The sequence below is a fragment of the Sutcliffiella sp. NPDC057660 genome (assembly GCF_042800035.1).
Classification (GTDB): Bacteria; Bacillota; Bacilli; order Bacillales; family Bacillaceae_I; genus Sutcliffiella_A.
On sequence record NZ_JBHVHV010000029.1, the window covers coordinates 1 to 25,417 of the forward strand.

At 43.8% G+C, this 25,417-nt stretch carries 28 protein-coding genes and 1 riboswitch; of the genes, 15 read left to right on the forward strand and 13 right to left on the reverse strand.

Annotated features, from left to right (window positions below):
* Positions 1-286: 286 nt before the first annotated feature.
* Entirely contained in the window at positions 287-1,294 is a 1,008-nt protein-coding gene (locus tag ACFVAD_RS23420; protein ID WP_386646061.1) for a permease, read from the forward strand.
* 17 nt (positions 1,295-1,311) lie between these two features.
* Positions 1,312-2,292, forward strand: a complete 981-nt coding sequence (locus ACFVAD_RS23425; RefSeq protein WP_386646064.1) for a TIGR03943 family putative permease subunit — start codon at positions 1,312-1,314, stop codon at positions 2,290-2,292.
* A 90-nt stretch (positions 2,293-2,382) separates the two neighbouring features.
* On the opposite strand, the gene ytzI is transcribed toward ACFVAD_RS23425, so the two are convergent.
* Positions 2,383-2,550 (reverse strand): YtzI protein, encoded by a 168-nt coding sequence (gene ytzI, locus ACFVAD_RS23430; protein WP_386646067.1) that lies wholly within the window; start codon positions 2,548-2,550, stop codon positions 2,383-2,385.
* 150 nt (positions 2,551-2,700) lie between these two features.
* Between ytzI and ACFVAD_RS23435 the strand changes: the two genes are divergently transcribed.
* Positions 2,701-3,141: a Dps family protein gene (locus ACFVAD_RS23435; protein ID WP_386646070.1), complete on the forward strand. Its 441-nt coding sequence runs from the start codon at positions 2,701-2,703 to the stop codon at positions 3,139-3,141.
* A 72-nt stretch (positions 3,142-3,213) separates the two neighbouring features.
* Here the strand turns inward: ACFVAD_RS23435 and ACFVAD_RS23440 are convergent, their stop codons facing one another.
* Positions 3,214-3,462 (reverse strand): DUF6154 family protein, encoded by a 249-nt coding sequence (locus tag ACFVAD_RS23440; protein WP_386646073.1) that lies wholly within the window; start codon positions 3,460-3,462, stop codon positions 3,214-3,216.
* Between the two features lie 145 nt (positions 3,463-3,607).
* Between ACFVAD_RS23440 and ACFVAD_RS23445 the strand changes: the two genes are divergently transcribed.
* From ACFVAD_RS23445 to ytkD, 3 genes are all read left to right on the forward strand, one after another.
* Positions 3,608-4,006: a phage holin family protein gene (locus tag ACFVAD_RS23445; protein WP_386646076.1), complete on the forward strand. Its 399-nt coding sequence runs from the start codon at positions 3,608-3,610 to the stop codon at positions 4,004-4,006.
* 77 nt (positions 4,007-4,083) lie between these two features.
* Entirely contained in the window at positions 4,084-4,404 is a 321-nt protein-coding gene (locus tag ACFVAD_RS23450; RefSeq protein ID WP_386646079.1) for a hydrolase, read from the forward strand.
* Between the two features lie 111 nt (positions 4,405-4,515).
* Entirely contained in the window at positions 4,516-4,986 is a 471-nt protein-coding gene (gene ytkD, locus ACFVAD_RS23455) for an RNA deprotection pyrophosphohydrolase (RefSeq protein ID WP_386646082.1), read from the forward strand.
* Positions 4,987-4,997: 11 nt separating this feature from the next.
* On the opposite strand, the gene ACFVAD_RS23460 is transcribed toward ytkD, so the two are convergent.
* Genes ACFVAD_RS23460 through ACFVAD_RS23470 form a run of 3 tightly spaced genes read right to left on the reverse strand, consistent with a single transcriptional unit; the run spans position 4,998 to position 7,568 of the window.
* Complete coding sequence (locus tag ACFVAD_RS23460) at positions 4,998-5,804, reverse strand: ABC transporter permease (protein ID WP_386646084.1); 807 nt, start codon at positions 5,802-5,804, stop codon at positions 4,998-5,000.
* The gene (locus ACFVAD_RS23465) at positions 5,782-6,561 is read right to left on the reverse strand and encodes an ABC transporter ATP-binding protein (protein WP_386646087.1); all 780 of its coding nucleotides are present in this window, start codon (positions 6,559-6,561) and stop codon (positions 5,782-5,784) included. Before ACFVAD_RS23465 ends, ACFVAD_RS23460 begins: the two co-directional genes overlap by 23 nt.
* An 11-nt stretch (positions 6,562-6,572) precedes the next feature.
* Complete coding sequence (locus ACFVAD_RS23470) at positions 6,573-7,568, reverse strand: ABC transporter substrate-binding protein (protein WP_386646090.1); 996 nt, start codon at positions 7,566-7,568, stop codon at positions 6,573-6,575.
* Between the two features lie 106 nt (positions 7,569-7,674).
* Between ACFVAD_RS23470 and ACFVAD_RS23475 the strand changes: the two genes are divergently transcribed.
* Entirely contained in the window at positions 7,675-8,472 is a 798-nt protein-coding gene (locus tag ACFVAD_RS23475; protein ID WP_386646094.1) for an alpha/beta hydrolase family protein, read from the forward strand.
* 387 nt (positions 8,473-8,859) lie between these two features.
* On the opposite strand, the gene pckA is transcribed toward ACFVAD_RS23475, so the two are convergent.
* Positions 8,860-10,446: a phosphoenolpyruvate carboxykinase (ATP) gene (gene pckA, locus ACFVAD_RS23480; protein WP_386646130.1), complete on the reverse strand. Its 1,587-nt coding sequence runs from the start codon at positions 10,444-10,446 to the stop codon at positions 8,860-8,862.
* 265 nt (positions 10,447-10,711) lie between these two features.
* Positions 10,712-10,880: riboswitch (SAM riboswitch) on the forward strand.
* A gap of 173 nt (positions 10,881-11,053) precedes the next feature.
* Here pckA and metK point away from each other — a divergent pair.
* On the forward strand, positions 11,054-12,253 hold the full coding sequence (gene metK / locus ACFVAD_RS23485) for a methionine adenosyltransferase (protein WP_204418205.1): 1,200 nt from the start codon (positions 11,054-11,056) through the stop codon (positions 12,251-12,253).
* 346 nt (positions 12,254-12,599) lie between these two features.
* Here the strand turns inward: metK and abc-f are convergent, their stop codons facing one another.
* From abc-f to ACFVAD_RS23510, 5 genes are all read right to left on the reverse strand, one after another.
* Positions 12,600-14,495: a ribosomal protection-like ABC-F family protein gene (abc-f, locus tag ACFVAD_RS23490; protein ID WP_386646098.1), complete on the reverse strand. Its 1,896-nt coding sequence runs from the start codon at positions 14,493-14,495 to the stop codon at positions 12,600-12,602.
* A 133-nt stretch (positions 14,496-14,628) separates the two neighbouring features.
* Positions 14,629-14,760: an RAxF-45 family protein gene (locus ACFVAD_RS23495; RefSeq protein WP_386646101.1), complete on the reverse strand. Its 132-nt coding sequence runs from the start codon at positions 14,758-14,760 to the stop codon at positions 14,629-14,631.
* Positions 14,761-14,842: 82 nt separating this feature from the next.
* Positions 14,843-15,982 carry a glycosyltransferase family 4 protein gene (locus ACFVAD_RS23500; protein WP_386646104.1) on the reverse strand — a complete coding sequence of 380 codons (1,140 nt, stop codon included), beginning with the start codon at positions 15,980-15,982 and terminating at the stop codon, positions 14,843-14,845.
* Between the two features lie 29 nt (positions 15,983-16,011).
* Positions 16,012-16,563 carry a phosphatase PAP2 family protein gene (locus ACFVAD_RS23505; protein WP_386646107.1) on the reverse strand — a complete coding sequence of 184 codons (552 nt, stop codon included), beginning with the start codon at positions 16,561-16,563 and terminating at the stop codon, positions 16,012-16,014.
* 158 nt (positions 16,564-16,721) lie between these two features.
* Positions 16,722-17,240 (reverse strand): gamma carbonic anhydrase, encoded by a 519-nt coding sequence (locus ACFVAD_RS23510; RefSeq protein ID WP_386646110.1) that lies wholly within the window; start codon positions 17,238-17,240, stop codon positions 16,722-16,724.
* An 81-nt stretch (positions 17,241-17,321) separates the two neighbouring features.
* Between ACFVAD_RS23510 and ACFVAD_RS23515 the strand changes: the two genes are divergently transcribed.
* From ACFVAD_RS23515 to ACFVAD_RS23525, 3 genes are read left to right on the forward strand one after another with little or no spacing between them, the layout of a single operon-like run.
* Positions 17,322-18,113: an alpha/beta hydrolase gene (locus ACFVAD_RS23515; protein ID WP_386646113.1), complete on the forward strand. Its 792-nt coding sequence runs from the start codon at positions 17,322-17,324 to the stop codon at positions 18,111-18,113.
* Positions 18,114-18,115: 2 nt separating this feature from the next.
* Positions 18,116-19,189, forward strand: coding sequence for a tetraprenyl-beta-curcumene synthase family protein (locus ACFVAD_RS23520; RefSeq protein ID WP_386646116.1), 1,074 nt, complete (start codon positions 18,116-18,118; stop codon positions 19,187-19,189).
* A 12-nt stretch (positions 19,190-19,201) separates the two neighbouring features.
* The gene (locus ACFVAD_RS23525; protein ID WP_386646119.1) at positions 19,202-19,378 is read left to right on the forward strand and encodes a hypothetical protein; all 177 of its coding nucleotides are present in this window, start codon (positions 19,202-19,204) and stop codon (positions 19,376-19,378) included.
* 345 nt (positions 19,379-19,723) lie between these two features.
* Here ACFVAD_RS23525 and mnmM read toward each other — a convergent pair whose 3' ends face one another.
* Together mnmM and mnmL are read right to left on the reverse strand one after the other, a co-directional pair.
* Positions 19,724-20,296 carry a tRNA 5-(aminomethyl)-2-thiouridylate-methyltransferase MnmM gene (mnmM, locus tag ACFVAD_RS23530; protein WP_386646122.1) on the reverse strand — a complete coding sequence of 191 codons (573 nt, stop codon included), beginning with the start codon at positions 20,294-20,296 and terminating at the stop codon, positions 19,724-19,726.
* On the reverse strand, positions 20,293-21,258 hold the full coding sequence (mnmL, locus tag ACFVAD_RS23535) for a tRNA modification radical SAM protein MnmL/YtqA (protein ID WP_386646133.1): 966 nt from the start codon (positions 21,256-21,258) through the stop codon (positions 20,293-20,295). The genes mnmM and mnmL overlap by 4 nt, the downstream gene beginning before the upstream one ends.
* A gap of 187 nt (positions 21,259-21,445) precedes the next feature.
* Here mnmL and ACFVAD_RS23540 point away from each other — a divergent pair, with 187 nt between their 5' ends.
* The 4 genes from ACFVAD_RS23540 (at position 21,446) to htpG (ending at position 25,293) form a co-directional block, all read left to right on the forward strand.
* Positions 21,446-21,709: a YtzC family protein gene (locus tag ACFVAD_RS23540; protein WP_386646125.1), complete on the forward strand. Its 264-nt coding sequence runs from the start codon at positions 21,446-21,448 to the stop codon at positions 21,707-21,709.
* A gap of 17 nt (positions 21,710-21,726) precedes the next feature.
* Entirely contained in the window at positions 21,727-21,894 is a 168-nt protein-coding gene (locus ACFVAD_RS23545) for a glycogen biosynthesis protein GlgD (RefSeq protein ID WP_204418196.1), read from the forward strand.
* Positions 21,895-22,061: 167 nt separating this feature from the next.
* Positions 22,062-23,255, forward strand: a complete 1,194-nt coding sequence (locus ACFVAD_RS23550) for an MDR family MFS transporter (RefSeq protein ID WP_386646136.1) — start codon at positions 22,062-22,064, stop codon at positions 23,253-23,255.
* A 157-nt stretch (positions 23,256-23,412) separates the two neighbouring features.
* Positions 23,413-25,293 carry a molecular chaperone HtpG gene (gene htpG, locus ACFVAD_RS23555; RefSeq protein WP_386646127.1) on the forward strand — a complete coding sequence of 627 codons (1,881 nt, stop codon included), beginning with the start codon at positions 23,413-23,415 and terminating at the stop codon, positions 25,291-25,293.
* The last annotated feature ends 124 nt before the right edge of the window (positions 25,294-25,417 follow it).

Genomic DNA, 25,417 nt, shown 5'->3' on the forward strand with positions numbered 1-25,417 from the left:
TAAAAAGAAGCGTAAATGCTTCGTTTCTTAAAGGCGGATAAAAAATGGGTTTGGAGCAGTCTCCTTGACAGTTTTGTTCATATCAGGAGGCTCCCGGACCGCCCGCGGAAAGCGCAGCCTAGTGCGGAAATCAACAGCGGTGTTTAATGTGCAAAAACAAAATCTAGTAAATCCGATTGAAGTATCATAATTTTAATAGAGATACATATATTGTTAATAACTAGAGTGAAAGTTTCCAAGACCTCTATGCTATAATGCAAATAGATAAAATGTAAGGAGTCGAAAAATGAGGACAAGCAATAATCTCTTAAAAGATATCATTGGCCTTCTACTCATCGGATTTTTTCTATATCTGTTCTTTTTTATGGATATGAAAGATTTCTCTGAGAAGATTCCGGGCTCATTGCTTAATGTAAATACTATATTCTTGAGTATCGTAATTGAAGCTGTACCGTTTATATTATTGGGGGTATTTGCCTCTGCATTGATTCAGACATTTGTGTCGGAGGAGAAGATAAAAAAATTCCTTCCGAAGAATGCTTTTGCTGCAATTATTCCAGCAGCGATTCTTGGTGCCATATTCCCGATTTGTGAATGTGCCATCATTCCGGTGGTCCGCCGTCTGATTAAAAAAGGGATGCCGCTTCATGTCGGGGTCGTTTTCCTTGTTGGCGCACCAATATTGAACCCGGTTGTAGTGGCTTCCACTTTCTATGCCTTTAATGGGGACCCTACGATTCTATATGGTCGCTTCGGTTTGGCATTTGTACTATGTATTGTAATAGGGTTGTTGATGCTATTACTTTTTGATAATAAAAATCAGCTTCGCTGGACGAAGAATGAACTGCAGGGAAGAGTGGACTCCGAGATTGGACAGGCAGGACCGACGAATAAATGGAAAGCCACTTTCTATCATGCAAGTGATGAATTCTTCGATATGGGTAAATACTTGATTGCCGGTGCGTTCATTGCAAGTTTATTCCAAACCTTCCTCGACCGGGATGTACTCGTTGCACTTGGTTCAAATGAGGTCTTGTCACCTGCAGTCATGATGGCCTTTGCTTACGTACTTTCCCTATGTTCAGAAGCGGACGCATTTGTTGCAGCATCCTTTGGTTCAACCTTTACCACAGGATCGATACTTGCCTTCTTAGTTTATGGCCCAATGCTGGATCTGAAAAACACATTTATGCTATTCGCCTATTTCAAGACGAAATTCGTGCTGGCCTTCATGGCTGTAGTAACAATCGTCGTGTTTGCAGCAATCCTTATTTTCCAGCAGATTGTGTTGTAAGGAAAGGATGAGATTGAATGGAAAATAATCGAGATTATGGATTCCACATTTATTTGCGCGGAATCATATTATTAGGCTTTACTCTTCTGTTCTTTAAGCTTTTAGTGACTGGAAATATTACGAACTTTATAGCGCCGCGGATGATGCCTTTCATGTATTTTGCCGGTGCGACACTGTTCATCCTTGGGATAGTGCAAATCTGGAGAAGCGGTTCCAAAAACAAGGAGGAATTGGTGTGCAATTGTGGATTTGATCATGGGGACTCCTCAACGCCAATACAATCCATTGTCATCTATTCCATGTTTGTGCTGCCTGTTGTGACAGGTTTCATGTTTCCCGATAATATTTTGGACAGCTCAATCATTGAAAAGCGAGGGTTTACGAATTCCAAGCAGATCGTGGAGGAGCGTCAGCAGGCGGGAGCCTTTGAAGGAACACCGGAAGCGGAAGGTGAAGATTCCACTTCCCGTGCAGAAGAGTATTTGAAGGATCCTGAAAAATATATGGATGAATCAGGAGAGCAATCCATTGATGAAAAATTGGCGGATGCACCTCTTGAGCATCCTGAAGGGTTTGAAGTTCAGGCCCCGCCGGAAGGGTACTATGAAGAGCTGAAGACTGAGTTATTAACACAGAATACGATTGTAGTGGAAGATGACCGATACATTCCCATTATGAACATTATTGATATGAATCCAGAGGAATTTGTCGGGAAAAAAATCGAAATGGTCGGGTTTGTTTTCAGGGAGGCAGACTTTACATCAGATCAGTTTGTGGTAGCAAGATTTGGACTCTCGTGTTGTGTGGCTGATGCCTCCGTTTATGGGACATTATCCACACTCGCAGAAGCAAGTGAATTGGAGAACGATGAGTGGGTAAAGGTGAAGGGGACATTGACCGTGACTGAATACAATGGATGGAACCTGCCTTACGTGGAAGTCGAGAGCCTGGAAAAAGTCGAACAACCTAAAACCCCATATATCTACGAATATTACTAAGCTTGATAAAGAGAAACCCCAAGCAAGCCCTCTGAGAAGATGGCACGCTTGGGGTTTCCGTGTTTATGGAAGGATGTTAAATTGCCAGGGTCATCGATTGTTGCTGTTATCATCTTCTTTGTTTTCTTCGTTTTCGCCCGGCAGCGGGTCAACTGGGTCAATCTTATGTTCATAATTATAAGCTTTATTGGTGGTAAGTATCGTCAGTAAAAGAACGATAAGAACAATAATGACACATATGATTAATACGGTCGTCATAGGTTGAGAACCCCTCCTTGCACAATACTACCCCTATTCTACCATTATTGCTAAAGGCTAGAAAGCAAATGGAAGGATAATGAATTTGTTTAAGGGGAAGATAGAAAGGGTAAAAAAAGGTAGATACTTATTGGTCAAGGAGGAATTGAAATGTCTAAGCAATTAACGGATGTAGTGAACAAGCAAGTGGCAAACTGGAGTGTACTTTTTACAAAATTACATAATTATCATTGGTTTGTAAAAGGACCGGAGTTTTTTACACTCCATGAAAAATTTGAAGAGCTCTATAATGAAGCGGCAACCCATATCGATGAATTAGCTGAAAGACTGCTCGCAATTGAAGGCAAGCCTGTTGGAACCATGAAGGAAATCCTGGAGATCTCTACCATCCATGAAGCAGAAGGAGGAGAGTCTGCTGAGCAGATGGTCAAGAATATTGCCAGTGACTTCTCCACTCTAATTGAAGAGTTGAAAGAAGGCATGGAAGTAGCCGATTCCACAGGAGATGAAACAACCGGTGATATGCTTTTAGCCATCCATCAAAGTGTGGAAAAGCATAATTGGATGCTCCACGCCTTCTTAGGAAAGTAACTTTTCACCACAAATATTTAGCCCGATGCAAAGGGAGGTCCCTAAGTATCGGGCTACTTCTGTTTTTTACAGTTAATGAAGGAATCCTGATTCATCCCTCTCAATATCCTCATCAGTATTGATTAATACTGCCTTCACCTTATCCATGACAAAGAGTGCTACGATCTGATGAAGCTCTTCGTCAGTGAGTTCATTCAATAATCCCAGACATTGTTCTCGCGTAAAGCTATTAACAATCGCGTATGCGACAGCATCCACGTCTTCGTCATCTCTCAATAATCTTTTTTGATATTTTTCTATCATTTCTTCTATGGATTTCATCAGCTTTCACCTCCAAATGCAGTTGCCCCCCCTCCTCTAGTTGTTAGCTTTCTCTATCTTTTTCACTTCATGCAAAAGAGGCGGATTCTACTTACACCACTTCATCCACAGGTGCATAAAATAGAGTATGTAAAGGGGGAGTACTATGGACAAGTACACAGCTATGTACATTGGAGCCGTTTCACTCACGGGTTCTATTGCATCTTTGCTTTTCGGTGGAATCAGCAATCTGCTGCTCTTCCTGGTTGCATTTGTCATTGTCGATTATATTACAGGGGTTTTTGCAGCTTTAGTGGAAAAGAAGCTCTCCAGCAGGATCGGCTTTAAGGGGATTGCGCAAAAAGTATTCATCTTTGCGCTGGTAAGTATTGCACATGTGTTGGATATAATATTAGGTACTACGGTCATCATGGATGTCACCATTCTTTTTTACTTAGTGAATGAATTTATTTCCATTATGGAAAATGCCAACAGGTTGGGTGTTCCTATTCCTGAGCTGATGAAGAGGGTGATTGAAACGGTTAAGAAAAAATCAGGTCTCTAATAACTTTCATCCTATGGAATAAAGCGGAGATCCTTTTGGGAAAATATAAAAGGATGTTCTAGGAAAGGGTGAAAAGGATGGAAAGAAAAACCTATTATATATCACTTGGCGAAGGTAATATCTCACAAGTTAGAACTGCAAATTCATGGGACTACCAGATACAAGCGACGGATGAGGAAATTACCCATCTAAGAGAGCTGTTCGATCAAAATTATTCTTCCGATTGGCAAGGTTTTTGGCGAGCACATATTCCATATATTGAGTACCATTTCGACCGCCCAAATGACGGTTATGATACTGGGTTACAGCAGATATATAAAATGCTCTATGAGCTTGGTGATGAAGAAACAAAGGCGCATATTAAAAATGAAGGTTTGATGGACGACTTAATTGAATAAAATGACGAATTCTTTTGGATGATGGTCTAAAAAGGATGCTTGACTCTCACAATTTCGATGCTACTATGTTAAGATGGAAGAAGAAAAAAGAGGTATTGGAGTTTCGATAGTATGTATGAGTTTGAAGACATTTACCATAATCGAGTGATGTTATCCTTTAAAGACCATCCTTATTCATCCAGTCCCAAGCATGTGTGGGTCATTTGCCAATTTGAAAATCAATGGCTCTTGACCAGTCATAAAAACCGAGGTCTGGAATTTCCCGGTGGAAAAGTCGAAGAAGGAGAAAGCGCCAATCAGGCGGCTATAAGGGAAGTAAAAGAAGAAACAGGCGGACAAGTATCCAAACTGCATTACATAGGGCAATACAAAGTGGAAGGCAGAGAAAAGGTCATCATCAAAAATGTATATTTTGCAGAGATTGCACGTTTAGAGAAACAACCTACATATTTCGAGACAAATGGTCCGGTATTACTGAAACAGCTTCCCACCAACATAAGGAAAGACAGTCGTTTCAGCTTTATCATGAAAGATTTGGTCCTAACGTATAGTTTACAACGAATAAAAGAGAGCAGCTTTTGAGTTGCTCTCTTTTAATTATTTTTAACAAGCTTCTTCTCCAGATAGTCGACAAGCTGGTACATGATGGTGGCAAATACGGCAATAATCAGCAGGCTCAGTAATACGAGCGTGAAGTTGAACACCTGGAATCCGTAGATGATCATATACCCAAGCCCCTTGGAGGAAACAAGAAATTCACCGACTATCACCCCGACCCATGAAAGCCCGACATTCACCTTTAATGTAGAGATGATGGTTGGGTAGGAGGCAGGCAATACAGCCTGGGTAAATAGCTGCCCTCTCCTGGCACCGAACGTCCGAAGAACCTTCAAGTAATTGTCATCCACTTCCTTAAAAGCTGTATAGACGACGATGGTGGTAATGATAACCGAAATGATTGCCCCCATAGTAATGATGGAGCCCATGTTAGGGCCGATGGCGACAATAAGAATGGGACCCAGTGCCACCTTTGGCATGGCATTCAAGATGACCAAGTAAGGTTCAAGCACTCTCGAGGTCATAGGGGACCACCATAAGATCGCCGCAAGGATGGTACCAATCAATGTCCCAAGTATGAAGCCGAAAATGGTTTCTGTTACGGTAATGCCTATATTGCTAAGCAGCGACCCATCCTGCATCTTCTCCATAAAAAGACGAAAAATCTTACTTGGATAACTGAAAAGCAGAGGGTTGATCAGGCTGTTTTTTCCTGCCATTTCCCAAAATGAAAAAAAGACAATGAAAATGATGAGTTGATAAAGCCGTACTTGCAGCTTTACCTTCTTTCTTTTCTGCAGGTAATCTGTATGAAGGAGTTTAATGTTCGTCTGATGCTTCAAGCTGCTCCAGCTCCTTCCAGATCTTTTGGAACAAGGATGAAAACTGTGGATGCTGCCTTGCTTCAAAAGGAATGCTCTCCCTTAATTCAGATGGAACGATAAATGTTTTGGCGACTCGGCCTGGATTAGCTCTTAAAAGAAAAATCCGATCGCTCATGGCGATGGCCTCTCCAATATCATGTGTAACAAGCAGCGCGGTCTTCTGAAAGGATTTAAGCGTCGTGAATACAAGATCCTCGAGCTTCAGTTTTGTTTGATAGTCCAATGCTGAAAAAGGTTCATCCAGCAATAACAACAAAGGATCCGTCGCTAGTGTCCGTACAAGTGCCACACGCTGCCGCATTCCTCCGGACAATTGCGAGGGATACAGTTTTTCTACATCATGCAAACCCATATCCTTTAAAAGCTGCAATGTCTTCCGCTTGGAAGCCTCTGTGAGAGAGTCGGATAATTTTAAGCCCAACAGGCTATTCTCTTCAATTGTCTTCCATGGAAAAAGATAGTCCTGCTGTAGCATATAACCGATTTCCGAGACGCATTCCCTGGGGCGTCTGCCCTTTAGCTTCACGTCTCCTCCAGTAGGATCCAAAAGACCAGCGATGATGGAAAGCAAGGTCGTCTTTCCACACCCGCTTGGGCCGAGGAAGGAGATGAACTCCCCCTCCTCGATGGTGATGGAAATGTCCTCTAATACTTTTGTAGCACGTTCTGGAGTGAAATAAATGTGTTCAATTTGATCTATCGATAGAAAGCTCATAGATCATCATCCTATTCTCCCATTACATCTTCCGCAATGGTTGTATTTACTAAAGTTTTATGCTCTACATACTCAGGCAGTTCCCCGGCTTCATCCATGATGTTCTGCAGGTTCTCCCATTCCGCTGTATCCAGTACCGGATCAGTGGCAAAGGATCCTTGGCTCTTATAGCGGTCCACGACTGTCTCGACTAATTCAACCTCTGTATCTTCAAAGTAAGGCAAAATAACCTCAGCCACTTCTTTGGCACTGTGTGAGTCAACCCATTGCTGAGCTTTATAGAGGGCTCTTGTGAATTTTTCCACAGTTTCAGGATTCTCTTTGATATAGCTTTCCTTTGCCATAAAGGTGGTGTAAGGGATGAGGCCGGACTCTTCTCCAAAGGATGCGACGATGTGACCGATCCCCTCCGCCTCAAAGATACTTGCCTGCGGTTCGAATAGCTGGACAAAATCTCCGGTACCGGAAGCGAAGGCACTAGGAATATTGGCGAAATCCACATTCTGTATCAGGTTCAGATCGTTCTGCGGATCGATGCCATGCTTTTTCAAGACAAACTCTCCTGCCATTTGCGGCATGCCGCCTTTACGTTGGCCAAGGAATGTGCTGCCTTTTAAATCCTCCCAGGAAAAGTTCTCAAGCTTATCTCTTGATACCAGGAACGTTCCATCAGTCTGTGTAAGCTGGGCAAAATTGATGATTGGATCATTCGAGCCTTGTGCATACACATAGATCGACGTTTCAGATCCGACAAGCGCCACATCGGCACCACCCGCCAATAGGGTGGTCATCGTTTTATCGCCGCCCCATGTTGTGGTAAGTTTTACATCCAACCCTTCTTCTTCAAAAAAACCTTTTTCAATCGCAACATATTGGGGAGCATAAAAAATGGAACGAGTCACTTCCGCAATCCGGACCGTTTCTTTTTTACCACCACCGCAAGCAACCAATGCTGCGACAAGAACAAAGCACAATCCAATACTTAGAGCAATCTTAAAAAATCTCATATTCAACCTCCTCAGGCTATAGGCAAAAGTTTTGTATGTTTATATAAAATACAGTATGATTTGCCCTAAATATGTGTGAATGCCCAGTAGGGGAATTGGAGGGAAAATGTTGAAGGACGGCTTGATAACAGAGAAGGTACGATACCCGTCACCAAGCCCACATATCGATGTGTATATGGTGACCTATTATAGCAGTGGATTAAAGGTGAAAGGGATGCTGGCTGAGCCAAAGGGGGAAGGTACCTATGAAGGGTTTTTATACTTGCGTGGCGGCATTAAGAATGTCGGACAGGTCCGGGTAGGGCGTATAGTTCAATTTGCTTCTGAAGGTTTTGTCGTGATGGCGCCTTTTTACCGGGGAAACCAAGGAGGGGAAGGAAATGAGGACTTTGCCGGTGAGGATCGGGAGGATGCATTCTCGGCGTATAGATTGCTTGAGAAGCATGAAAAGGTGAAGCCGAACCGGATCCATGTATTCGGCTTCTCACGTGGAGGCGTGATGGCCCTTATGGCAGGGATTCGGTTTCCAGATGCTTGTTCCGTTGTAAGTTGGGGAGGGGTCTCGGATATGATTCTTACCTATGAGGAACGGGTTGACCTGAGGCGGATGATGAAGCGTGTGATAGGAGGGACGCCGAGTAAGGTGCCTGACGAGTATAAGTGGAGAACACCGCTGTATGAGCTTGAGAAGCTGCAGACTCCCATATTGATTATCCATGGCGAGAAGGATCTGAACGTTTCCGTAGAACATTCCTATCGTTTGGAAAAGCGCGCAAAGGAGCTTGGTAAGCAAGTTGAAAGCTGGTATTATCCGGAGTTTACGCATTACTTTCCGCCAAAAGAAAACAGGCAACTGGTTGAGAGGCTGACTTCCTGGATGAAGGAGCAGGGTACAAACAGCTAGTTAAGGGTTTTGGGCTTCGAACTGTGAGGAAAAGCCCATCATCGGGTTGATGGAGGGCTTTTTGGGCATCGATTCCGCTGAAAAAGTCCATCATCGGGTGTATGAAGGACCTTTTGGGCATCGACTCCGCTGAAAAAGTCCATCATCGGGTGTATGAAGGACCTTTTGAGCATCGACGCCGCTGAAAAAGTCCATCATCAGGTGTATGAAGGACCTTTTGGTCATCGATTCCGCTGAAAAAGTCCATCATCGGGTGTATGAAGGACCTTTTGGGCATCGACGCCGCTGAAAAAGTCCATCATCTGCTTCAATTTCTAAATCAGTATAAAATCAAAAAAGCCGTCCGACAGATAACCAGATGTCTGTCGGGACGGTTCTACTATTTTGTTAAACGGTTGGTCCACCAAATTCAAGCACTTCTTCAGGAACGTTTTTGAACTTTGTGAAGTTTTCTTTGAATTTGCCTGCCAATTCACGGGCAGCAAGGTCATACTTCTCTTCATCATGCCATGTTTTCTTAGGCTGCAGCACTTCATCAGGTACACCTGGAACATGCAGAGGGATCTCCACTCCGAAATATGGATCTTTTTCCGTTTCCACATTCGTAAGATCGCCTTCAAGGGCTGCTTGAACCATTGCTCTTGTGTAAGAAAGCTTCATACGGCTACCCACTCCGTACTCTCCGCCAGTCCAGCCGGTGTTTACAAGGTAGACCTGGGCATTATGCTCGTCGATTTTCTTGCCGAGCATCTCTGCATACGTAGTTGCAGGAAGCGGCAGGAATGGAGAACCGAAGCAAGTGGAGAACGTTGTTTGCGGGGAAGTGATTCCGCGCTCTGTTCCGGCCAATTTACTTGTGTACCCACTCAGGAAGTGGAACATTGCCTGTTCTTTTGAAAGCTTGGCGATCGGAGGCAGTACCCCGGTTGCATCAGCTGTCAAGAAAACAATAGTTGTCGGGTGTCCCGCGATACTAGGCTGCACAATGTTGTCCATGGCTTCAAGAGGGTAGGCGGCACGAGTATTTTCTGTTAAAGTGGAGTTGTCATAGTCAGCGATTCTTGACTGACCATCGATTACCACATTTTCAAGCACTGATCCAAAACGGATGGCATCAAAAATTTGAGGCTCTTTTTCGTGCGTCAATCCGATGCATTTCGCATAGCAGCCGCCTTCAATATTGAATACACCTGTATTGGACCAGCCGTGCTCATCGTCACCGATCAGCTTTCTGTTAGGGTCAGCGGATAATGTTGTCTTGCCTGTACCAGATAAACCAAAGAATAGTGCTACATCGCCTTCACGCCCTACATTGGCAGAGCAGTGCATCGGCATGATACCATTCTCAGGAAGCAAGTAGTTCATGACAGAGAAAATGGATTTCTTCATTTCACCTGCATATTCCGTACCGCCGATAAGAACGACGCGCTTTTTAAAGGAAATGATGACAAATGCTTCAGAGTTTGTACCGTCTACTGCAGGATCAGCCTTGAAGCTTGGTGCAGAGACAACACTGAATGCGGTTTCATGTTTGGCAAGCTGTTCGTCATTTGGGCGGATGAATAGCTGGTGCGCAAAAAGATTATGCCATGCAAATTCGTTGATTACCTGGATAGGCAATTGATATTTTTCGTCCGCTCCTGCGAAGCCCTTGAAAACGAAAATTTCATCTTTTTTTTCTAAGTAGTTTAGTACTTTATCATATAAACGTTCGAATACATCTTCGGAGATTGGGCTGTTTACCGTTCCCCAGTCAATCTTATCCTTGGAGATATCCTCTTCCACAATGAATTTATCTTTAGGGGAGCGACCCGTATATTTTCCAGTTGTAGCAACCACGGCACCGGTAGATGTCAGGCTGCCTTCATTGCGGTTTAATACTTTCTCCACTAATTGAGGAACAGAAAGTTGCATTTGCGTGTTGCTTCCGTATATTAATTTAGTTAAACCATTATCAATACCAACCGTTTTCATCATGGATAACTCTCCTTCAACTTGTATATTAATTTCTCATCTGTTAAAAAGTATAACACATTTAATCCAATAGTCCATACTAATTAAATTATTTTATGAAATAAAGTGTGAATCCGTTAACATTTTGTGAAAAAGAGGCTTATGTACATGGACAAATCTACTTAATGATAGCATATGTTTTTTCCTGTTTCTTCATTTAAATAATTTGCCGTTTTTTGTTGACAATAAAGCTTTTATTACGCTAATATAGAACCTTGAACGGATACTCTTATTCCGAGCTGGTGGAGGGGCAGGCCCTATGAAACCCAGCAACCTGCTCAAAGGTAAATGGGCGAGCGCGAAAAAAGCACTTCGCTAATTTTTTTGGACAAGAAAATTGTCGCTTGAGAAAAGGTGCTAAACCTGAGCAAGGCATTGACCTTGACCGATAAGAGTGAAAGGCTAATTCTTGAACCCAAACCTTTCCTCAACTTTATGGAAAGGTTTTTTATATTCTGCACAAGATAACAAAGAACAGCACAACAGGAAATGAGATCCGTATCAAACATACTGTTATACATGAAGAGAGGTAAAACGCTTTTCATATACAAAAGGAGGAACTTTTTTAATGACTAAGCAACGTCGTTTATTTACTTCTGAATCGGTAACGGAGGGGCATCCGGATAAAATTTGTGACCAAATTTCCGACTCCATCCTTGATGCTATTCTTACTAATGACCCAAATGCACGTGTAGCGTGTGAAACTTCTGTAACAACTGGATTGGTGCTTGTTGCTGGAGAAATCACTACTTCTACTTATGTAGATATCCCAAAAATCGTTCGTGAAACAATCCAAGGAATCGGATACACTCGTGCGAAGTACGGTTTTGACGCAGAAACTTGTGCGGTACTTACGTCCATCGACGAGCAGTCCGCTGACATCGCAATGGGTGTTGACCAGGCATTGGAAGCTCGTGAAGGACAAATGTCAGATGCGGAAATCGAAGCGATCGGTGCGGGAGACCAAGGTCTGATGTTCGGATTTGCTTGCAATGAAACAAAGGAATTGATGCCTTTACCGATTTCATTGGCTCATAAGCTTTCCCGTCGCCTAACAGAAGTAAGAAAAGAAGAAATCCTTCCATACTTACGTCCGGATGGAAAAACTCAGGTAACTGTAGAATATGATGAAAACGATCAACCGGTACGTATCGATACAATCGTTATCTCTACTCAGCATCACCCGGAGATTTCTTTGGAGCAGATCCAACGTAATGTGAAAGAACACGTAATCAAGCCGGTAGTTCCTGCTAACTTGATTGACGAAAACACAAAATACTTCATCAACCCGACTGGCCGTTTCGTTATCGGTGGACCTCAAGGGGATGCTGGATTGACTGGACGTAAAATCATCGTTGATACGTATGGTGGATATGCTCGTCACGGTGGTGGAGCATTCTCCGGTAAGGACGCAACGAAAGTTGACCGTTCCGGAGCATATGCAGCACGTTATGTTGCAAAAAACATCGTAGCAAGCGGATTGGCTGACAAATGTGAAGTTCAACTTGCATACGCAATCGGTGTAGCACAGCCTGTATCCATCGCAGTGGACACTTTCGGAACTGGTAAAGTATCTGAAGAGAAGCTAGTGGAACTTGTGCGCAACAACTTCGACCTTCGTCCAGCTGGAATCATCAAAATGCTAGACCTTCGTCGCCCAATCTACAAGCAGACTGCTGCATACGGTCACTTTGGCCGTAACGATCTTGACCTTCCTTGGGAGCAAGTGGATAAAGCGGATGCGTTGAAAGAGCAAGCGAACGCTTAAATTTTTATTGTGGCTGCCGCCAAATCAGGTTTTGTGCCTGGTTTGGCGGCAGTTTTTTTTGTGTCTGGTTTCTAAGAGCAGTGAATGGTTGTCGTGGGCCATGACGTCGAATATTGTTGGAAAGTGCGTTTTATCTATATGTGCCTGTTTTACTTGGATATATTTTTAATTTCATTGATATAATTTTTTTCTCTTTGATATAGTGTCCGAAAACGTGGATATATGAAAATTTCCGTTGATATCTTTAAATTTACCTGTAAAATCCACTGCGGAATACTCGAAATTGCATAAGAAACAAGCCCTCCAACAAAAAACAGGCGAAATAGATCGCCTGCTTCAACAATGCTTAAAGCGCATCCTCCAACAATTCATAGAGGGAGGCGCGTTCCGCTTCTCTGATGTTCCAGTCATCCTGATACTCTTGCAGGGTCGCAAGATCTGTCTCTTTTTCCATCTGTGCCTCCAACTGGAATATTGCCAGTTCCAGTTCTTCCAATTTTGCCTCTATCTTCTTGGGCTCGATGGAAGTTGGGGCATTTCTTTTTACTCGTTCGGGAGGGACAGTATCCTTCTTACTATCCGGAGCTTGAACAACTATTTGCGGTTTTTCCTTTTCCAATTCTTTTCTCTTTTTACGAGCATATTGGTAGTTGCCGGTATAAGTGGTCAGCCTCCCGCCTTCAAGCCAGCAGGTTTTCTCAAAATACTTATTCAAAAAGTAGCGGTCATGCGACACGGTAACGATCGTCCCGCTGAAATCCTCGAGCGCTTCCTCCAGGACTTCCCGAGATTCAATGTCCAGATGGTTTGTCGGCTCGTCGAGAATAAGGAGGTTGATATCTTGATACATCAGCTGGGCCAAGCGCAAACGCATTTTTTCTCCTCCGCTTAAATTTTCCACTCTTTTAAATACAGAAGGACCGTAGAAAAGAAACTTCGCAAGAACATGTCGTGCCTGTTCCTGGGTGATGGGTACGTATTCCCGAAAAGCGTCGATCAGCGTCTGTTTAGGGGTAGCGGCCTCCACATGCTGAGAGAGGTACCCGATTTTCACATTGCTTCCTACCTTTAAGTCGCCGGAATCATGACTTTCCTCGTCCAGAAGAATTTTCAGGAGAGTGGTTTTTCCTGTTCCGTTTTGGCCGACAATCGCGACTCTTTCTTGAAAGAAAACATGTAGGTCAAGCTGATCAAAGAGCTTACGCCCGCCAAAGGATTTTGCCAATCCTTCCATGGTAAGGACGTCTTTCCCGCTCCGTTCGCTTCCTTCAAATTGAAGACCCATAGCCTTTCTCTCCAGAATGGGACGTTTCACCTTTTCCAGTCGGTCTAGGGCCTTTTGCATGCTTTTTGCGCGTCGGTGCATCGCAGCGTTTGGCGGATTCGCCTGGTTGGCCCATTCCTTCAGGCGTTTAATGGTCTCTTTCATCTTTTTGATTTTTTTCTGCTGCTCCTGATAGGCTGCGAACTCAAGGAGTAGGCGCTCTTCTTTTTCTTTGATAAAACCGCTGTAGTTTGTGTGGTAGACATGTGTTTCCCCATCTTCAAGATCGATGATTTTGGTTGCCACCTCGTCCAGGAAGTAGCGGTCATGGGAGATGACAACAACTGTACCTGAGTAATCGCGCAAATATTGCTCCAGCCACTCCACCGAAAAAATATCCAGATGATTGGTCGGTTCATCCAGCAATAGCAATTCCGGGTTCTGCAATAGAATAAAACCAAGACAAATTTTCGTCTGCTCCCCGCCACTTAGACTGGCAAACTTTTGTGAAAGCAGGTGGGAGATTTTTAATCCATTCGCTATCTTCTGAATCTCGGCTTCGATTTCATAGCCTCCCATAAAGGAGAAGCGCTCCTGAAGGACACCATACTCCTCCATTATCCGTTGAAGCTTGCTTTCATTTGTTTCCTGGGTCATTTGCAGCTCAAGTGCCCTCAGTTTTTCCTGTATCATCATTGCTTCGGAAAAAGCCGATGAAAGTACATCCTCTCCTGTGGTTCCGTCAGGGAAAGAAGGAATCTGTGATAGATATCCGACATTCATTCCTTTTTTAATATGAATGGCTCCTGTATCAGGTGATTCTTTTCCGCTGATCAGCTGAAATATCGTGGTTTTGCCACTGCCGTTCCTGCCGACTAATCCGATTCGGTCCTTCTCCTGAATGTCGAGGGAAAGGTTTTCGAAGATTTTCGTTCCTGCAAAGCTTTTGCTTATTTCATTTATTGTACATAGCATCATGTTAATGAGCTCCTTAAGATTATTTTTTTTGGACACAAAAAAACCATGAGTAAGAAGGAGTCTTCTTAACCCATGGCTATTTAATGATTACCCACTATCAATAGTGGGGGACGGAGGGGTGAGAGATCTCTTACTATCTGCAGCATGTATTCAGTTTGTTAAAAAAGGACAGACTTATCCCGTTAACAAATGAATCATGAAAAATCGCGCGGCATAAATGTAAGTATGACAAGTATTGCCCGCGAAGCTTTACAGATAGTAACATCTCATTCCCTCCTTTCCGTTCGTCAGATTATCTTTATTATATACAAGAATATCGGAAGGTTGCAAGTTTTCTGTAAAAGGAATTAAGCGAGCTTCTGAAGTTCCTCATTCAAAGCATCGCGGTAGTCTTGCAACAGCCGCTCAAATATTGTGTCCCATGACTGCAAGAGGGCATATTGCCTGCCGGCCAAGCCCATCTCTTTTCGAAAGGATGAATCATAGAGTAGAGAAGCAATGGCTTTTGAAAAAGCTTCAATATCTTTTTCAGGACATAATATTCCTGTCACACCGTTCTCAAGGATGGTACGTACCCCGCCAGCGTCTGCCCCGATTACCGGAGTTCCACAAGACAGAGATTCGAGGACCACATTGCCAAAGGTTTCTGTTGAAGATGGAAAGACAAAAAGATCGGAGGCTGCATAGATCTCCGTCAGCTCGGAGCCTGAACGGAAACCGGCAAAGGTCATGTTTGAAGGTCCCTGCTTCATTAAGTCCTGCTTCAGAGGGCCATCCCCGACAATGAGCCAGTGAGTATGTTCACGGATATGCTGTGGCAGTGCTGCTTCAATGGCAGGCAATAGTGCCACATCTTTTTCTGGTGCAAGTCTGCCTACAAAACTGATGATGTATTTTTCTTTGATCTGGAATTTTTCTTTCAGTGAGGTAGAGGAGGTTCCGGGATGAAACAGATTGCAATCCACCCCCCGGGGCCAAATAGTAGTATTGGTGAACCCGTGCTTTTTAAGGTGCTCCTGGGTATCAAGGGAAGGTACGAAAATTTTTCGTAGCGGCCGGTGAAACCATCTCATGTATGTCCATAGAAATTTTGTCAGAAATTGAAGATCGTAATATTCGAGGTATTTATCAAAGTCGGTATGATAAGAACCGACAACCGGGATGTTGAGCTTTTTTGCGTAGTGTAAACCGCATAAGCCGATGTAGAACGGTGTTGCCACATGAATGATGTCAGGCTGGAATTTTTGCAGCTCCGCTTTCACGGAAATCATGTTAGGAAGTGCAATCCTGCATTCGGGATACAGGAAGAAGGGAAGGCTCACAAACCGATGTACGTGACTCGAGAACAGATCTTCCCCTGAGCTGACAGGTGCAAAAACCCGATACTCGATGTGTTTCTTCTCCAAGTAGGAGGTAAACCTCTTTAATGTCCTTGCAACACCATTTACATCAGGTGCAAAAGTATCAGTGAAGATTGCTATTTTCACAAAAATCCCCCATTTCAACTATTTTTCTTTTATATAAGTGCATATGGATAAAAAGAAGCAAGAGCCAAATAGGAAAAGCATCCTACAGAGGTGCCAAGGATACAGCCTACTGCCACATCTGATGGATAGTGAAGACCGAGGTACATTCTCGAAATCCCGACGCTTATTGCCAGAGGAAGAAGAATGGCACAAAGCATAGGTGCATACAGGATGAAAGGGAGAACAGCCGAAAAAATGGCAGTGGTATGGCCGGAAGGGAAGGAATGATCCTTTAATGGGTTGGTGGCCACTTTTATTTCGGTTAATGCAAGGTAAGGACGTTTTCTTGGATAGAATTTTTTCATGATCGATACAGGTATATGGCTAATTGCAAGGGCGAGTCCGCTTGCGATGGCTGCGTATCTCAAAGAACTCGATGCAAGGAGAATAATGAGTAGAATGGTGCAGATGGTAAATGTTGCGCCACCAGCATGAGTGATGGTGCGGAAGAAAAGGTTTAGTGCTTTCTTTTCGAAATGCCGATTGATTCCACGGAATACATGACAATCAAAGTCATAAAAATTGTGTAGGAATTTGATCATTTTTCACAACCCCTTAATAAAGAAATTGATCTGTTTAACTATATTGTAAGTAGTGAATATTTAGGAAATGATAAGCGATTGTAAAAAAAGGGTTAATTTTGCCTGATGAAAATAAAAAAACCGTTATGAAATCATAACGGTCACAGTAAAGACGCAAATTATGTCTGCAGCGATTTGTAATATTGCCCCTTCTCCACATACTCTCTGCGAATGCGTGCCATGTCTTTTTTGTCCTCCTCGGTCAGTTCGCGGACCACTTTTGCAGGACGTCCAAAGGCAAGCGTGTTTGGTGGGATCTTTTTTCCGGGGGATACAAGGCTGCCCGCCCCGATAAAGGAGCCCTCCCCGATTTCGGCACCATCGAGAATAATCGAGCCCATTCCGATCAGGGCGTTTTTTCTGATGAAGGAACTATGTAAGGTGCATTGGTGGCCAACTGTCACGTCATCTTCTATAATAAGAGGTCTATTCGGACTTTGATGCAAGAGGGACTGATCCTGGATGTTGACTCTGTCCCCGATGATGGTAGGGGCGACATCCCCGCGAATGACGGTGTGAAACCAGATGCTGCTTTCTCTCCCGATTGTCACATCCCCTGTAATGACGGAAAAATCAGCTAGGAAAGCAGTGGGATCTATCTGGGGTTTTTTATCGTGATAAGGGTATATTTTATACATGGGAGCCTCCAACTTGTCATATAGATTTGTTTTATTTTATTATATCAGAAAGATACATTAAGTAATTAAGGGAGTGTTTTTATGTGGAAATGGGAGGTCGAAAATCCGAAGGGAACCGTGGTGATCGTCCATGGTGCCCAAGAACACCATGGGCGCTATCCATGGTTGATCGACCAATGGAAGGCAAATGGATTCAACGTAGTGATGGGGGATCTGCCTGGTCAAGGACTTTCCACTAGAAGAAGAGGACATATCGATACGTTCGATGAATATATAGACGAAGTGGAAAACTGGATCAAGGAGGCGTACCTTCTGAAGCCGCCGGTTTTTGTCATCGGGCATAGCATGGGAGGCCTTGCAGTGATACGTACAATGCAGGAGAAAAGCCCGTTGCTTGTGGCAGGGGTCATTCTTTCCTCGCCATGCTTGAAGTTGCTTCATCACCCGGCTAAAGGGATGGATGTACTTTCGAAAGGCTTGAATTTTATCCTGCCAAAGACTAAATTCAATACCGGGCTGACAATTGACAAGGCTACACGCAACGAAGAAATTATCAAAAATGCTGCCGATGACCAATTGTATATCACCAAGGTTTCCGTCAGATGGTATCGTGAGCTCGTCCAATCGATGAACCACGCGTATACGAGCATTGATAAGTTCCCGGATATTCCGGTTTTGCTTATGCAGGCTGGAGATGATTTAATTGTAGATAAAGAAGCATCTATTATATGGTTCAATTCCTTAGGGGCAAAAGAAAAAAGCTATAAGGAATGGAATGGACTATATCATGAGATTTTCAATGAACCAGAGCGGGATAAGGTATTCCGCTATGCGAAAGCCTTTTTTAACTTACAATTAGAAGGAAGTGAATAAGCTTGAAGGTACCGACCCATCCTTTTTCCCTTATGAAAAGTGTGTATCGAAATGTCTTTCCTGTTGTCTATGAAGAACTGGCCTATTGGAAAAGTAGGGCCAGTGAGATTCCGGATGCTGAATTAAAGATGCAGGCACTGGCAAGCATTGATTCAAAAGCGTTTCATTGCGAGGGTGGGGGGATCCTTTCCTTGCTGGCAGGCGCCGATATTCAAAAGGCGATCAAGTTCATTGTAGCTTACCAGACAATCAGTGATTATCTGGATAACCTGTGTGACCGAAGCACCTCACTCGATCCGGTTGATTTTACAACGCTGCACGAATCAATGAAGGATGCGTTGACTGTCGGTTCCCCTGTCAAGAACTATTACCGTTGTCGACAGGAACAGGAGGATGGCGGGTATCTGGGTGATTTGGTAAGTACCTGTCAAAGTGTGTTGAAGGATATTGAACACTACCCCATTATTTTTCCTCATTTAATGAAGCTTTGCCAATATTACTGTGATCTTCAAGTACATAAGCATGTTGTGGTGGAGGAGCGGGTTCCACGATTGGAAAAATGGTTCGCCACATATAAGGAGGACCTTCCACCGATGGAATGGTATGAATTCTCTGCGTGTTCGGGCTCGACCCTCGGTATCTTCTGCCTGGTATCCCAATCGTTCCGTGAGGATTTCTCGGCGCAGCATGCCTCGAAAATCGTAGGTGGTTATTTTCCGTACATTCAGGGTCTACACATTTTGCTTGATTACTTTATCGATCAGGAGGAGGATCTGGCAGGTGGGGATCTGAACTTCTGTACGTACTATATGGATGAAGCAGTCTTGATGGAGCGGCTGAAGCATTTTGTTGCAAAAGCGGATGAGCATACTGCAGGACTGCCTTTTGAAAAATTCCACCGGTTGATCAATCGGGGGCTGCTCGGAGTATATCTCTCCGACCGCAAAGTCCATGACTGCAAAAACGTATCGGGTATGGCCAAAAGCATCATCCGCTCGAGTGGCGGCACGGCGTATTTCTTTTATATGAATGGACGGGCTTACAGGCGGATACAGCAGTGGCGGGAGAGTTCGTAGGGGTGTGGGAAAATGGTGGAAAAGTCCTTCATAGAGGTCATGAAGGACTTTTTTGTGGTGAGGCAGGTGCAAAAGGTCCATCATAAAGCCGATGAAGGACCTTTTCATGAAAAGCAGGTGCAAAAGGTCCATCATAAAGCCGATGAAGAACCTTTTCATGGGAAAGCAGGTGCAAAAGGTCCATCATAAAGCCGATGAAGGACCTTTTCATGGGAAAGCATGCACAAAAGGTCCATCATAAAGCCGATGAAGGACCTTTTCATGGTAAAGCAGGTGCAAAAGGTCCATCATAAAGCCGATGAAGAACCTTTTCATGGGAAAGCATGCACAAAAGGTCCATCATAAAGCCGATGAAGAACCTTTTCATGGGAAAGCAGGTGCAAAAGGTCCATCATAAAGCCGATGAAGAACCTTTTCATGGGAAAGCAGGTGCAAAAGGTCCATCATAAAGCCGATGAAGAACCTTTTCCACAGGAAGCAAACATAAAAAGTCCTTCACCCACCGATGAAGGACTTTTCTTTAATCCCGATATCCTATTTCTTCTCGATCGCAATAATAAAAGGTGGGTTGTTCACCTGATTCATAAATCGGTACTGCAGGACATGGGCTTTTTTCTGGTCCAAGCCAGTAACATAATCCAGCAGTGCGTCCCGTTCGACCTGGCCTTCAGGGTGGCCATGGTAGACGACAAGCACGATGACCGCTTCTTTTTCCATAACAGACAAAAGCTGTTCCACCGCAGCAATCGTACTTTCCGCAAGTGTCACAATCTCCTTGTCGCCGCCCGGAAGATACCCTAAATTAAAAATTGCTCCGCGTATTCTGGAGTGTTCCGTTTTTGGAATCAGTTCCAAGAGGCGGGCGTGACTCTCCTGGAATAATGTCACGCAATCCGTAAACCCGGAGTTCAGCACTAGCTCGCTAGTGGCGATGATTGCTTCCTTTTGGATATCGAAGCCATAAACATGTCCACTTTGTCCGACCAAATCGGCAAGGAAGACGGTGTCATGACCGTTCCCTATAGTGCAATCGACTGCAATGTCCCCCTCGGCAAGCGCCAGCTTCAATATTTTTTTACTGTATGGCAATACTCGATCCAGCTTCATTCCATCGCCTCTTTTTTCGGTACATAGTATTTCCCTTGATAGCTGTCACGCCGTTTCAGTTCGGCATCTATCGCATTCAGCACAGACCACTTGTCCACGCTCCACATTGGCCCGATCATGATATCAATGGGACCATCGCCTGTGATTCGGTGAACAATCATCTCTGGTGGAAGGATCTCAAGCTGGTCACATACGAGCTGGATGTAATCATCGAAGGATAAGAACTCAAGCAGACCTTTTTCATATTGCTTGACCATCGGCGTCCCTTTCAAAAGATGAAGAAGGTGAATTTTGATTCCCTGTACGCCCAGGTCAGCCACAGCCTGGGCGGTTTCCATCATCATTTTATTATTTTCCAACGGAAGTCCGTTAATAATATGGGAGCAGACCCTGATACCGTGTTTCCGGAGTTTTTGGACGCCTTCTTTATACATCTCAAAGTCATGGGCACGATTGATCAACAAGGCAGTTCTTTCGTGAACAGTCTGAAGTCCAAGCTCCACCCATAGGTAGGTGCGCTCATTGAGTTCCGCCAAATATTCGACTACATCATCAGGCAAACAGTCCGGCCGAGTGCCGATGGACAATCCCACCACGCCCTCCTGACTTAATACGGTCTCGTACTTTTCCCGAAGTTCTGCAACAGGTGCATGGGTATTGGTGAACGCTTGGAAATAGGCCATGTATTTTCCGTCTTTCCATTTATGGTGCATTTTATCTTTTACTTCATTGAATTGAGTAATCAAGTCATCCACACGATTGCCGGCAAAATCACCGGATCCTGCTGCGCTGCAAAATGTACATCCACCAAAGGCTACCGTGCCATCACGATTTGGACAATCAAATCCACCGTCCAATGCTACCTTGAACACTTTATGTCCGAAGGTTTGGCGGAGATGATAATTCCAGGTGTGATATCGCTTGTCCAGGGCGGAATATGGAAACGGATTTTGACTTTTTATGTTGGTCATCCGTCATCCTCCTCTTTTTTTTATCCTACATGATTTTAGCACGTAATAGGGAAGGCATACAATTTGATTTCGACTTTCATTTATAGACAAGAATTTTCCTGTACGGTTTTACCGAATGCCACAAAGAAAAATGTGCAAAATAACAAGGAGCATCACAATTAAGTGTGAGGTGAAAAAAATGGCAACGAGACAATCAGTGGAACAATTTATTCAGCAATGTGAGGATACTTTACGGAATGCACATGCCCAATATAGCGAAGCTCAGCAGCTGGAGCACTACAATGATACAGAGTTTACGAATGCACAGGAACAGATAGAAACGACCTATAATGATTTGATGCATCTTTCTTTAAGCTGTAATGCCCAGCAGCGTGAGCAGCTCAATCGCATGAGGCTGCAGCTGCAAAGTCTTCAAAATGATATGACCTTGTTAAGGCACTAACATCGGAGGCGAAAATGATGAAGAAACGTTCCAAACAGAATAATCCTGAACAAAAGACAGGAAACACAGTAGAAATGGGTGCAGAATATAACCCGGTGAAAGATGTAAAGCAACAGAACCTTAAGCGCTCCCAACCGGTCAGATCCAAAAATCATAGCGAAAAAGAACAAAGGCGTGGCCATTAGGCGGCGCTTTTTCTGTTTAAATGTGGAAGGGGCCAGACCCCTAAATTATCTTAATTATTACATTTTGCCATTTCAAGCAATTTGTATTGAAACTGGGAACAAAACCGATTACAATTATTTTGGCTTTCGAAATAATTGGTTGAAGGAGGGCATGCAGTATGTTGAAAATGCCCAAAGCTCTTTGGTTGCTTGTTGTTGGTATGGCAATAAACGTAACAGGGGCTTCTTTTTTATGGCCGTTAAATACTATATATATTCATGATATTCTAGGCAAATCCTTGTCGGTTGCAGGACTTGTGCTTATGGTCAATGCAGGGGCAAGTGTCATTGGAAACCTGATTGGCGGGTATCTGTTCGATAAAATAGGCGGGTATAGATCGATTCTTCTTGGTATTTCCATCACGATTACCGCATTAATAGGGATGACGCTGAATCATTCATGGAATTTCTACATCATTTATTTAACCATCATCGGTTTCGGCTCAGGAATTGTTTTTCCTTCCATGTATGCAATGGCTGGATCTGTTTGGAAGGAAGGCGGAAGGAAATCATTCAATGCGATGTATGTGTCGCAGAACCTGGGGGTTGCCATAGGTGCTGCGCTTGGAGGACTTGTAGCGGAAATTCGCTTTGACTACATATTCCTGGCGAACGCAGTAACGTATGCAATATTCTTCCTTATTGCACTGATTGGCTACAGAGGCATTCAGGCGAACCCGACCGTTCAGTCATCAGTCCTGGATCATTCCAAAAAAACCAAAGATCATACAAAACTTTATGCACTTTTGATTGTTTGTATTGGATATCTTCTTTGCTGGATGGGTTATGTACAATGGCAGACTTCGATCGCAACGCACACGCAGTCTCTTGGGATATCACTTAAGCAGTACAGTATTCTTTGGACGATCAATGGTGCGCTAATCGTATTGGCACAGCCTTTGATATCCTATATTGTCAAAAGGTACACGAAGACTTTAAAAGCACAAATCATGGTAGGTTTGTTGATATTTATCGCTTCCTTTGCCGTTGCCGGGACTGCTGAGCAGTACACGGCCTTTGTCACCGCTATGGTTATCCTTACAGTAGGAGAGATGTTTGTCTGGCCAGCCGTGCCAACCGTTGCAAACGACCTTGCGCCAAAAGGCAGGGAAGGCTTCTATCAGGGCATTGTAAACAGCACTGCCACAGGGGGCAGGATGCTCGGTCCATTGATGGGTGGAATATTGGTGGATCTTCATGGCATGGAAATGCTGTTTGGAGTGCTGATGGGCTTGATGGTCATCGCCATTTTCACCACTAGCATCTATGACCGGAAACTAAAAGGGCAACTGAGTGTACCTGACATTTCAAAAAGCGCCTGAAAAGTGGCAGTACGTTTCTTCATGAAATGTACTGCTTTTCTTTTTGTTCAAATCTATTGACATAAAATATCCAAATGTGATAATTATTTAGTGGGGTTAGCACTCCTAACAGGAGAGTGCTAAATTACATATTCATATCTGGAAGGAGATTGTGAGCATGGCTAAGAAAGAATTCCAAGCTGAATCGAAAAGACTATTAGAAATGATGATTAACTCGATCTACTCCCAGCGAGAGGTATTTCTTCGCGAGTTGATCTCCAACGCAAGTGACGCGATGGATAAAATCTATTACAGAGCATTGACAGATGATTCTATGACGTTCGATAAGGATAACTACTTTATAAAAGTGATTCCAAACAAAGAGGAACGTACTTTAACAATCGTGGATACTGGGATCGGAATGACGAAGGAAGAGCTTGAAGCGAACCTTGGTGTTATTGCAAATAGCGGCTCCTTGGCCTTCAAGAAGGAAAATGAAATCAAGGATGGCTTTGATATTATAGGACAATTTGGTGTAGGCTTCTATGCAGCGTTCATGGTTGCGGATGTCGTAACAGTAATCAGTAGGGCGTTAGGGCAGGATGATGCTTTTAAATGGGAGTCAGAGGGAGCAGAAGGATATACGATTGAGCCTGCTGAAAAGGAAACAGTCGGCACAACGATCATTTTGAAAATGAAAGAAAACACCGAAGACGATAGCTTTGATGAATATTTGGAGGAGTACCGCCTAAAGGCGATTATCAAAAAATACTCCGATTTTATCCGCTACCCGATCAAGATGGATGTCACCACTACCAAGCCTAAATCCGAAGACGATCAGGAGTTGGAGGAAACACGTGAGGAACAGACCATCAACAGCATGGTTCCGATCTGGCGGAAAAATAAAAACGAATTGACGAAAGAGGACTACGAGAAATTCTACGAGGAAAAGCATTACGGCTTTGATAAGCCACTCAAGCATCTCCATGTGAGTGTGGATGGTACAATCCGTTACAATGCCATTCTCTATATTCCGGAAAATATGCCGTACGACTACTATTCCAAGGAGTTTGAGAAGGGCTTGGAGCTATACTCGAGCGGCGTGCTGATCATGAACAAGTGTGGAGACCTGCTGCCTGATCACTTCAGCTTTGTCAAAGGCCTTGTGGATTCAGAGGACTTGTCGCTGAACATCTCCCGTGAAATGCTGCAGCAGGACCGCCAATTGACATTCATCGCGAAAAACCTGGCTAAGAAAATCAGAAGTGCGCTGCAAAGCATGCTGAAGGACGAACGCGAGAACTATGAGAAGTTCTATCAGGCTTTTGGCCGCCAATTGAAATATGGCGTCTATGCAGATTTTGGTGCGAACAAAGAATCATTACAGGACCTCATCATGTTCTACTCTTCCAAAGAGAAAAAGCTGGTTACCTTGGATGAGTACGTTTCAAGAATGCCTGAGGACCAGAAGTACATCTACTATGCAACAGGTGAATCAAAGGAGCGTATCGAAAAGCTGCCACAGACCGAAATGGTGTTGGACAAAGGCTATGAAATGCTCTATTTCACAGAGGATATCGATGAATTCGCCATAAAGATGCTGATGAACTATAAAGAGAAAGAATTCAAGAATGTGTCCAGTGGAGACCTTGGTATCGATAGTGAGGATAATGACAGTGCCACAAACGCGAAACAAGAAGAGAACAAGGAATTGTTTGAAGCGATGAAGGAGCTTCTGGCGGGGAAGGTTACCGAGGTAAAGGTATCCAAGCGCCTGAAAACACATCCTGTCTGCTTGTCCACCGAAGGCGAAGTGACCATCGAGATGGAAAAAATCCTCGCAGCGATGCCGGACAACCAAAACATCAAAGCAAACAAGGTGTTAGAAATAAACACCAACCACGAAGTGTTCCAATCACTGAAGGATGCTCATGCAACCGATAAAGAAAAGCTGGCACTCTACACTAGCCTGCTCTATAATCAAGCACTATTGATTGAAGGTCTGCCAATCCATGATCCCGTGGAATTCACGAATGATATTTGTAAAGTGATGGTATAAATACGAAAAGCTTCCCGTTGAGAGATGGGAAGCTTTTGTGCGCTTGGCAGCGCATCGGACTAGAGGGTGAAAGTCCTGAACACACCGTAGTGGCGGAAGTGTATAGCTGACAGGTAGTGCATGG

Bases quoted from the DNA above. Each gene is read 5' to 3' on its own strand.
- ACFVAD_RS23515 (WP_386646113.1), top strand. From the start codon at position 17,322: ATGTGGAAATGGGAGGTCGAAAATCCGAAGGGAACCGTGGTGATCGTC.
- mnmM (WP_386646122.1), bottom strand. From the start codon at position 20,296: ATGAAGCTGGATCGAGTATTGCCATACAGTAAAAAAATATTGAAGCTG.
- ACFVAD_RS23525 (WP_386646119.1), top strand. From the start codon at position 19,202: ATGGTGGAAAAGTCCTTCATAGAGGTCATGAAGGACTTTTTTGTGGTG.
- pckA (WP_386646130.1), bottom strand. From the start codon at position 10,446: ATGAAAACGGTTGGTATTGATAATGGTTTAACTAAATTAATATACGGA.
- ytkD (WP_386646082.1), top strand. From the start codon at position 4,516: ATGTATGAGTTTGAAGACATTTACCATAATCGAGTGATGTTATCCTTT.
- ACFVAD_RS23550 (WP_386646136.1), top strand. From the start codon at position 22,062: ATGCCCAAAGCTCTTTGGTTGCTTGTTGTTGGTATGGCAATAAACGTA.
- ACFVAD_RS23470 (WP_386646090.1), bottom strand. From the start codon at position 7,568: ATGAGATTTTTTAAGATTGCTCTAAGTATTGGATTGTGCTTTGTTCTT.
- ACFVAD_RS23435 (WP_386646070.1), top strand. From the start codon at position 2,701: ATGTCTAAGCAATTAACGGATGTAGTGAACAAGCAAGTGGCAAACTGG.
- ACFVAD_RS23450 (WP_386646079.1), top strand. From the start codon at position 4,084: ATGGAAAGAAAAACCTATTATATATCACTTGGCGAAGGTAATATCTCA.
- htpG (WP_386646127.1), top strand. From the start codon at position 23,413: ATGGCTAAGAAAGAATTCCAAGCTGAATCGAAAAGACTATTAGAAATG.
- ACFVAD_RS23495 (WP_386646101.1), bottom strand. From the start codon at position 14,760: ATGTTACTATCTGTAAAGCTTCGCGGGCAATACTTGTCATACTTACAT.
- ACFVAD_RS23510 (WP_386646110.1), bottom strand. From the start codon at position 17,240: ATGTATAAAATATACCCTTATCACGATAAAAAACCCCAGATAGATCCC.
- abc-f (WP_386646098.1), bottom strand. From the start codon at position 14,495: ATGATGCTATGTACAATAAATGAAATAAGCAAAAGCTTTGCAGGAACG.
- ACFVAD_RS23445 (WP_386646076.1), top strand. From the start codon at position 3,608: ATGGACAAGTACACAGCTATGTACATTGGAGCCGTTTCACTCACGGGT.
- ACFVAD_RS23440 (WP_386646073.1), bottom strand. From the start codon at position 3,462: ATGAAATCCATAGAAGAAATGATAGAAAAATATCAAAAAAGATTATTG.
- ACFVAD_RS23545 (WP_204418196.1), top strand. From the start codon at position 21,727: ATGAAGAAACGTTCCAAACAGAATAATCCTGAACAAAAGACAGGAAAC.
- ACFVAD_RS23465 (WP_386646087.1), bottom strand. From the start codon at position 6,561: ATGAGCTTTCTATCGATAGATCAAATTGAACACATTTATTTCACTCCA.
- ACFVAD_RS23420 (WP_386646061.1), top strand. From the start codon at position 287: ATGAGGACAAGCAATAATCTCTTAAAAGATATCATTGGCCTTCTACTC.
- ytzI (WP_386646067.1), bottom strand. From the start codon at position 2,550: ATGACGACCGTATTAATCATATGTGTCATTATTGTTCTTATCGTTCTT.
- metK (WP_204418205.1), top strand. From the start codon at position 11,054: ATGACTAAGCAACGTCGTTTATTTACTTCTGAATCGGTAACGGAGGGG.
- ACFVAD_RS23540 (WP_386646125.1), top strand. From the start codon at position 21,446: ATGGCAACGAGACAATCAGTGGAACAATTTATTCAGCAATGTGAGGAT.
- ACFVAD_RS23505 (WP_386646107.1), bottom strand. From the start codon at position 16,563: ATGATCAAATTCCTACACAATTTTTATGACTTTGATTGTCATGTATTC.
- ACFVAD_RS23425 (WP_386646064.1), top strand. From the start codon at position 1,312: ATGGAAAATAATCGAGATTATGGATTCCACATTTATTTGCGCGGAATC.
- ACFVAD_RS23475 (WP_386646094.1), top strand. From the start codon at position 7,675: ATGTTGAAGGACGGCTTGATAACAGAGAAGGTACGATACCCGTCACCA.